At 41.2% G+C, this 8,531-nt stretch carries 8 protein-coding genes; 7 read left to right on the top strand and 1 reads right to left on the bottom strand.

Features of this window, described 5'->3' with window-relative positions; all coding sequences use genetic code 11:
* The 6 genes from AC1DWN_RS09750 to AC1DWN_RS09725 form a co-directional block, all read left to right on the top strand.
* Positions 1–424: LuxR C-terminal-related transcriptional regulator (locus tag AC1DWN_RS09750; RefSeq protein ID WP_477558704.1), on the top strand; the 424-nt coding region annotated here is incomplete at its 5' end.
* A 107-nt stretch (positions 425–531) separates the two neighbouring features.
* Positions 532–984: a thiol-disulfide oxidoreductase DCC family protein gene (locus AC1DWN_RS09745; protein ID WP_477558703.1), complete on the top strand. Its 453-nt coding sequence runs from the start codon at positions 532–534 to the stop codon at positions 982–984.
* A gap of 4 nt (positions 985–988) precedes the next feature.
* A complete protein-coding gene (locus tag AC1DWN_RS09740; RefSeq protein ID WP_477558702.1) occupies positions 989–1,921 on the top strand; it encodes a DoxX-like family protein in 933 nt (310 codons plus the stop codon).
* Entirely contained in the window at positions 1,918–2,595 is a 678-nt protein-coding gene (locus AC1DWN_RS09735) for a DUF4166 domain-containing protein (RefSeq protein WP_477558701.1), read from the top strand. Before AC1DWN_RS09740 ends, AC1DWN_RS09735 begins: the two co-directional genes overlap by 4 nt.
* Positions 2,596–2,727: 132 nt before the next feature.
* On the top strand, positions 2,728–3,603 hold the full coding sequence (locus AC1DWN_RS09730) for a radical SAM/SPASM domain-containing protein (RefSeq protein WP_477558700.1): 876 nt from the start codon (positions 2,728–2,730) through the stop codon (positions 3,601–3,603).
* 178 nt (positions 3,604–3,781) lie between these two features.
* Positions 3,782–4,630, top strand: a complete 849-nt coding sequence (locus AC1DWN_RS09725) for an undecaprenyl-diphosphate phosphatase (protein WP_477558699.1) — start codon at positions 3,782–3,784, stop codon at positions 4,628–4,630.
* 32 nt (positions 4,631–4,662) lie between these two features.
* Here AC1DWN_RS09725 and AC1DWN_RS09720 read toward each other — a convergent pair whose 3' ends face one another.
* Entirely contained in the window at positions 4,663–5,985 is a 1,323-nt protein-coding gene (locus AC1DWN_RS09720; protein WP_477558698.1) for a voltage-gated chloride channel family protein, read from the bottom strand.
* A gap of 222 nt (positions 5,986–6,207) precedes the next feature.
* Between AC1DWN_RS09720 and AC1DWN_RS09715 the strand changes: the two genes are divergently transcribed.
* Positions 6,208–8,151 (top strand): ATP-dependent DNA helicase, encoded by a 1,944-nt coding sequence (locus AC1DWN_RS09715; RefSeq protein ID WP_477558697.1) that lies wholly within the window; start codon positions 6,208–6,210, stop codon positions 8,149–8,151.
* The last annotated feature ends 380 nt before the right edge of the window (positions 8,152–8,531 follow it).

The following is an 8,531-nucleotide window of genomic DNA, read 5'->3' as shown; positions in this document are numbered from 1 at the left end:
ATCATCAGCTAAAATCATCATGCTAACGTCACTAATTGATGAGCAGTCCATGACGAAAGCTTTTACAGCCGGTGCCATCCATTATTTAGATAAGACACGCTATCAAGAGCTTCCGCAAACGATTCGGAACGTCTATTATCATTCCGCACCGATGGATGCGCTCTTGAAGGAACTAGCAAGGCTTAAACGTGAGGAGCAGTTAAAAGAATTGACTGGAGCGGAACGTGAGGTTTACGAACTCATTGAAGCGGGATATACGCAATCACAAATAGAGAAAAAACTGTTCAAGGCAGAAAGCACACTGAAAAACCAAGTGAACAAGATGTTGAAGAAGTTTGGTGTTCGCAGCAGTAAGGAAGCGGTTGAGAAGGTGAAACGAAGAGGTTTATTTCAAAGAGAAGAAAAGGAACTCAATAAAGAATAAGGGTACTACGATTCGTAGTACCCTTATCTATGTTGTTCTATGAAAGTTGGAACTGCCGGATGGCGATAATAGGGTTTAAAATAAGTGTGAGAGGCAGGGATGGATGCATGAATCGAGAGAGTTCAAGTGATAAGGATTATACTGTACTGCTAATTGATGGCAAGTGCCTATTATGTAACGGAATAACAAGATTTGTTGCAAAGCGTGATCGAACATTAGCATTTCGCTTTGCCTCTCTTCAATCCATCGTTGGGCAAAAACTGCTAGTAAACGGACATTTGTCTACGGAGGATATCGATACTTTTGTTATGGTACAAAACGGGCGTTACTTTACAAAATCGGATGCTGCTCTTCGTGTATTCCGTAAGCTTGGTGGATTATGGCCGTTATTATATATGTTTATTGTTGTTCCTACTGCTTGGAGAAATGTTATTTATGATTTGATAGCAAATAATCGCTATCGCTGGTTCGGTAAAACGGAACAATGCATGCTGCCATCCGCTGACCTAAAGGAACGTTTTTTGGAAAACGGGATTGTTGCGGTAGAGAGAGGAGAATAAGTAAATGAAGAGTGCACTGATCTACGTTGAGATGGATATGAAAGTTCCTCTTAAAGAGCTTTGGGAGCATACACAAACGCCTGATTTACATGTGCAATKGGATCTTCGTTTCTCAGATATTCTTTATTTACCGCGCAGCTGCAACTCAGATAAGCAACTATTTTTGTATCAGACACGTATCGGATTCGGTTTGAACATAGAAGGAACAGGAGAAACGAGCAGCTCATTTCAGCACAAGTCAGATGAACGGCTTTCCACTTTATCGTTTGCATCTAATCAATCGATCTCATTGATCAAGCAAGGTGGAGGCTACTGGAAATATAAGGAGAACGAGAAAGGCGTTACATTTAGTACGTTATATGACTATAAGACGAGGTTTGGATGGGGTGGTCGAATACTGGATCATTTCCTATTTCGTCCACTATTCGGGTATGCAACTGCTTGGAGCTTTGATAGGCTGCGGATATGGCTAGAGGACCGAATCCCGCCTTCCATTGTTGCGGAGAGGGCGATCATTCACTATCTTAGTGTTGTGATGCTAATGTTTTTATGGTGCTATCAGGGGCTTATACCTAAGTTGCTATTTCCAGAAGCGGGGGAGCTGAGCTTGATGCAGCAAATAGGTTGGTTCACCGGCTTCGAAGAGATAATGGTGATACTGCTCGGCATTGGCGAGATTGGTTTCGGCTTGTTAACTGCTTATTTTCATCGCAGAAGATGGATCACATATGTTCAAATCCCCTTACTTTTGTTTCTATTAATACCTGCAATTTTATATAATCCAGAGATGCTTCGTGAGCCATTTAATCCTCTTATCATAACTTTACCTATGATTGTATTGTGTGTTACGGCCCATCTTACGAAGCAGCATTTGCCTATGGCTAGCCGTTGTAAGCGTAAAGTTAAGCCTATCCATAAAAAGGGGGTATCGATATGAGATCCATATATGAGCAAGTGTTAGGGGAGGAGTTTTACAAGCTTCATCCTCGTATCCAGCAGCGTTTTGGGTTTAAAAGTGAGGATCAATTGGCATCGATTGGCCACGGTATAATGAAGCACATCTGGTACAACAAAATAATAGCTCTCCTTTTATATCTGGGGACATTTAGACATATTATGTTTCCGCAAGGCGGCAAGGATATTCCGTTTTCTATCGAAAACTTTGCTTATATCGATTCATACGGCCGAGAAACGGTCACTTGGATTCGAAAGTTTAAATTTCCGYGAATGATTAGGCATTTTGACGCTACGATGGTGTACAGCGGGGATAGAGAGGTTATCGTTGATTATTTAGGAAATAAACAGCATTTGGCGGTTGACCTCGATTTGAAGGCTATGCCTAACGGTGGAATTCGGATTTGCTCTGGTGAGCAGCGCTTTTATGAAGGACGATTACAATTTATATTTCCACGTTTGTTGACAGGCAGTGCTGAGGTAATTGAATGGTTTGACGACATAGAAGACTGTTTCAAAATAATAGTTGATGTTCGAAATCCGATTATTGGACAGATTTTCCGATATGAGGGAGCCTTTCAGGCTATTTTTATACCTACCAATGAAGACGCAATTCCTATTGGTATTAAGCCTTTACGCGAAGAGAAGAGAGAATAAGCAAAGGATTCTGTTATTCCTCTTTGGCACTTCCTAACTCTACGTTGTATAATAGCAATAGCATAGATACGATCGATGCATGGAGTAGCGGGTAAAGCTTACTGCGCTAATAGAGAATGGGGTTCAATTCAAATGAAAAAATTCAAAAAATTTTATATAGAAACGACAAGCATTTGCAATTTATCCTGCAGCTTTTGTCCTCCTACTTTACGCGCGAAGGGATTTATCGAGGTAGAAGATTTCAAGAAGACATTGGATCAAATAAAACCGCATACGGACTATATTTACTTCCATGTGAAGGGCGAGCCCATGCTGCATCCGAAAATTGACCAGCTGCTCGATATTAGTCATGAGAAGGGCTTTAAAGTAAATATTACCTCAAACGGCACACTCATTACGAAAAATAAARCAAAGCTGCTTAATAAACCAGCGCTACGACAAATTAATTTTTCTCTGCACAGCTTTGACGGTCATGCCGGCTCTAAAGATAAAGAGGGTTATTTGGCAGAAATTTTGGCGTTCGTAAGAGAAGCGATTGCAAGTACCAAAATGATCATTTCTTTCCGACTATGGAATCTCGATATGGATAATGAAACGAATTTGCAGAAGAACAAAAATCGTGAGCTCCTAGGAATGATAGAGAAAGAATTTAATCTCGATTATAAAATCGATGAGAAGTTTATACCCGGATCTGGCGTGAAGATTGYTGACCGTATTTATTTGAATCAAGATCCTGAGTTCAAATGGCCAGATTTAAAAGAACCTGAGGATGACGGTAAAGGGTTTTGCCATGCACTGCGCAATCAAGCGGGTATACTAATTGACGGAACCGTAATTCCATGCTGTTTGGACGGAGAAGGCGTTATAAATCTAGGCAATATCCATGACACACATTTCTCTGACATTATTGAGAACGAGCGAGCGACTAATCTCTACGACGGATTTTCCAGAAGAGAAGCTGTTGAAGAGTTATGTAGAAAATGCGGTTACCGCCAACGATTTGGCTGATAAATGTCGACTCACCTATGTATTCAGAGCTCCTATGAATGAAATAGGAAGGTGGAACTAGATAAGGAATAGAACATGTGGCTTTTGTGGGCGACGCTAATTTATGTTATGATTTCATTCGTGCGGTATCTAACTGTTCATCGAATCTATCATACGCACATGAAGGAGATTTCATAGTATGGATTTTTTAACTATCTTAAAAGCGATTATTTTGGGAATGGTGGAAGGCTTGACTGAGTTTGCTCCTGTTTCTTCAACAGGACATATGATTATTGTGGATGATATGTGGCTTCAATCAGAAAAGGAATTAACAAAGTACGTTGCTAATACGTTCAAAATCGTCATTCAACTTGGATCCATACTAGCGGTATTAATTATTTTTCGCGAACGCTTTATTGAATTGCTTGGGTTGCGCAGGTTTTTCAAGCGGAATGAAGTACAAGTAGTTAAACGAAGTGGAGAAAAGAAGCTTAAGCTTACTCACATTATTGTAGGACTTATCCCTGCTGGGGTATTTGGCGTATTGCTTGAGGATTACATTGATGAGTATTTATTTTCAATTGGAACGGTTCTTATAGGACTTGTCATCGGGGCTATATTTATGATTATCGCTGATAAGTTTAGTCCGAAGAAGCCAAAAATAGAGTCGGTTGATCAAATCACTTATAAGCAGGCATTAACAGTCGGCCTTATTCAATGTTTGTCACTGTGGCCAGGCTTCTCTCGTTCAGGCTCCACGATTTCCGGAGGGGTATTGCTTGGAATGAGCCACCGTGCTGCCGCTGACTTTACGTTCATTATGGCAGTACCGATTATGGCGGGTGCAAGTATGCTGTCATTAGCGAAAAATTGGCAGTACTTCACACTAGATTCCTTGCCATTCTTTATTGCTGGTTTTATCAGCGCATTCGTGTTTGCACTCATTTCCATTCGATTCTTCTTGAAGCTTATTAATAAAATTAAGCTCGTACCATTCGCGATTTATCGAATTATACTGGCAGCTGTCATTTATATGGTGTACTTTTAAAGTGAAAAAGGTCTGATTCCCATTCATGGGATTCAGACCTTTTTTTTATTTGCACGAATGGCATCTAGCGTATTTTGATCTGTCCGCAGATTGAGTCTGGACTTCGGAAACCCGATTTTTTGTGAGCCGTATATCCCCGTATGACCAGAAAATAAATAGCTAATGAGGCACCCGATAAATAAATAAACAGCACCTTCAGAGCCGAATAATTCGATTCCCATTATAAAGCATGCAATTGGAGTGTTAGCCGCGCCGCTAAAGACGGATACGAATCCGATCGCAGCCAGAAAAGGCACGGAGACATATAGGATATCAGCCAAAGCACTTCCAAGCGTAGATCCAATTACAAAAAGTGGGGTAACTTCACCGCCTTGAAATCCTGATCCGAGCGTAATCGAAGTGAAAAACGTCTTGAGTAAAAACGTAAATGGTGACACAGATTCTTGAAAAGCTTGATGAACAAGCGGAATGCCAAGTCCCAAATAGTCACGCGTCCCAAGAAAATATACGAGTGCGATGATAATAGTTCCTCCAATAAAGCTTTTCAAGACAGGATTTGCAATCCATTTGGTGAACAAAGCTTTACATGCATGTGTCAACTCAGTAAAGAGCAATGCTGTTAATCCAAATAGGATGGCAGCGAACACTACTTTAAGGATAAGTAATACTTCTAATTCCGGAATGGTCCCCATTGAAAAATGAGTATGCTGAATTCCCCAAGCGCTAGTAACGATATGACCAACATAGCTGGCGATAAAGCAGGCTAGAAGTGCTTCATAGCTAATAACGCCTATCGCAAGTACCTCTATTGCAAAAATAGCTCCAGCTAAAGGTGTCCCGAATATTGAGCCGAACCCAGCGCCAATACCACAAATCAGGATGATTTTCCGATCTAATCGACTTAACTTAAACACTCGCCCTACTAAGTCGGACAAGCTTCCGCCCATTTGCACGGCTGTACCTTCACGACCAGCTGATCCGCCGAATAAATGGGTGACCAGTGTCCCAAATAAAACCAGGGGTGCCATTCGCAGTGGAATAAAGCCATCTCCTTCATGAATCTGCTCTATAATAAGATTATTACCTCTGATTGAATTTTTTCCGACCTTAAAGTATATGTAGCTTACAACTGCTCCGCCTATAGGAAGCAGCCAAAGTAACCATTGGTTGGCAAGCTGGGCATTCGTAACCCATTCTAACCCCGAAAGGAAGAGAGCAGATGCGCTTCCCGTTAAAATGCCAACAATGCCTGCTAATAAGAGCCATTTTAGTGCGTATCCAATCATAGCGATTTGAAAGCTTCTTTCAGATATTTTAAGAAATGACTTTTTAACTCTGAGCAAAATGCTTTTCATACCAGTATGCTCCTTTCACCGAATAACCTGTTAATTATAGTAAGCATTAATAGATCGGTCAATTGGTTGACTATTTAGATCGTTAAATGCTATATTTGAATGTATGCTTAGTATGTATGGATGAACCGTCTCTTAGGAAGATGGATTTGAATACAAAACTTTCACAAACGGCTGCGTTATTATACGCAGCCGTTTGTGTCTACTATTTGGAGGCAAGTAATTGTGAACAATTATCCTTTTGAATTTGATCCAAAACAACCGTTTATACAACAAGCAAGCGACTGGATAGCAGACGTATTTTATGAAAAGCTTCCTGAAGCAGGATTCGAAATAAGAGATGAACAAATCTACATGGCGTTCCAGTTGGAGAGGGCTTATGCCGATAAGCAAATTATTTTTGCAGAAGCTGGCGTTGGAACAGGGAAAACATTCGTATATTTACTGTATGCGATCAGCTATGCGCGTTATATGAGAAAACCAGCAATAATTGCCTGCGCCGATGAATCACTGATTGAGCAATTAGTTAAGCCTGAGGGTGATATTGCTAAGCTCGCGCGTTATTTGGATTTAACGATTGATGCAAGACTAGGTAAATCAGCAGACCAATATATTTGTTTGAATAAGCTAGATGATGCGCGTTCGGGTCAAGACAATGCGGAGCTGTTCGATAGTATTTATCGAGGTTTGCCAAGCTTTGTTCAGAAACCGGAAACGATGCAAAGCTTTCATCCTTATGGAAACCGTAAGGAATATCCGAACTTGAATGATGAAGTATGGGATAAGCTAGGCTGGGATGTTTTCCAGGATTGTTTGGTATGCGATCAACGTCATCGCTGTGGTCAAACGTTATCTCGCGATCATTATCGCAAGGCTGCCGATATTATTATCTGTTCGCATGATTTCTATATGGAGCATGTTTGGACCTATGAAGCTAGGAAACGTGAAGGACAACTTCCACTGCTTCCAGAGCATAGCTCTATTGTATTTGATGAGGGCCATTTGCTTGAAACGGCCGCCCAGCAAGCGCTAACTTATAAGCTGAACCACGCTGTATTCGAAAGTATAGTAACGAGACTGATGAATGAGGAGATTCGAGAGGATACGGCAGTAGCTGTAGATGACGCAATTATCCAGAGTGAGCATCTGTTCAAATTAATTAATAGGAAGAGTATGAAGGTTGCAGCTTCAGATCGTAGAGAAATCGAGTGGAACGAGGAGCTTATTCGCGAGGTTAATCGACTTCAGGATGCTTTATCTGTCATTGAAGAGGAGCTAGTCTTCGAAGGCGGCTTATACACGATTGATTCGTACCAACTAAAAATCGTTGAAGAGCATTTGGAAATGATTCAGTTTGCTTTGTCCCTATTCAAGCGGCCAGACAAGCCGATTAGCTGGGTGACACAGGATAACAACGGTATTTCTCTTGTTATTATGCCGAAATGGGTAAAGGAAGTGCTGAAGGAGCAGGTGTTTTCTCGTAAAATGCCGATCGTATTCTCGTCCGCGACGCTTTCTGTTAATCATTCTTTTGCCTATCTAATGGATATCTTAGGAGTGGAGAACTCATTATCATTCTCGGTGCCGTCCCCCTACGATTATGAGCAGCAAATGAGTGTTCTACTACCTGCGTCTAGTAGTAAGTTGACTCATATCGAGAAAGTGGATCATACGATGCGTTTGTTGAATCAGACAGATGGAGGATCGTTGATCCTATTCCCTTCGATGGAGCAGCTGGAGCAATTTAAAACAGAGATGGAGCATCGTTCGGGCAGCGAGAATCATCGCTTTTTATTTGAAGGCTCTGCTGAGATAAGCTTTCTAATCGAGCAATTTCAAACGGAGGTCTCGAGTATACTTTGTGCGGTAACGTTATGGGAAGGGTTGGATATTCCAGGACCATCCTTGTCACAGGTCATTATTTGGGATTTGCCGTTCCCTCCAAACGACCCGGTATTTGCAGCGAGGCGGAAAGATGCTTCACAACCATTTGATGAAGTGGATATGCCGTACATGCTTTTGCGTCTTAGGCAAGGAATTGGTCGCTTGATTCGCACACGTGAGGACAAAGGAACAATCGTTATTTTTGGTGAAAAGCTAAATGAAGTTGAAGTTCGTAAGCAAGTGGAAAGCGTTATACCGGCAGGAGTAACACTATCCGAATTATAATAATATAGAAAGAGAAGGGGCTGTTCCATTAGTAGATTACTCCACTTGTGGGACAACCCCTTCGTATGACTAGGTCAACCAGTGTATACTGGTTGGCCTTTTGACTATTCTCGTCTTTGAGATTCTCGAATTTTCTTCTCTATAATTGAATTCCTAACGGATACGAATAGCATTTGTGGCAGTAATGCCACGAAAACAAATTCAACGAATATGATTCCTAAATGTGCTATGAAATGTTCCCGACCATCGTTTGTCTGCCCTATGAAAAAAAACCACACAGGCACCGATATTAACCACATTAATAAGTTCGACATGAATAAATAGCGCAGGTCACCCCATAGGCTGCAATACAACAATGCAATACAGGCAGGAACGATCCA

This window comes from Paenibacillus sp. P4_A7 (assembly GCF_056402455.1).
The sequence above is the reverse complement of the archived record's forward strand: the minus strand, read 5'-3'. Positions and strand labels throughout refer to the sequence as shown.

Coding starts and splice junctions, on each gene's coding strand:
- AC1DWN_RS09720 (WP_477558698.1), bottom strand. CDS start 5,985: ATGAAAAGCATTTTGCTCAGAGTTAAAAAGTCATTTCTTAAAATATCT.
- AC1DWN_RS09745 (WP_477558703.1), top strand. CDS start 532: ATGAATCGAGAGAGTTCAAGTGATAAGGATTATACTGTACTGCTAATT.
- AC1DWN_RS09725 (WP_477558699.1), top strand. CDS start 3,782: ATGGATTTTTTAACTATCTTAAAAGCGATTATTTTGGGAATGGTGGAA.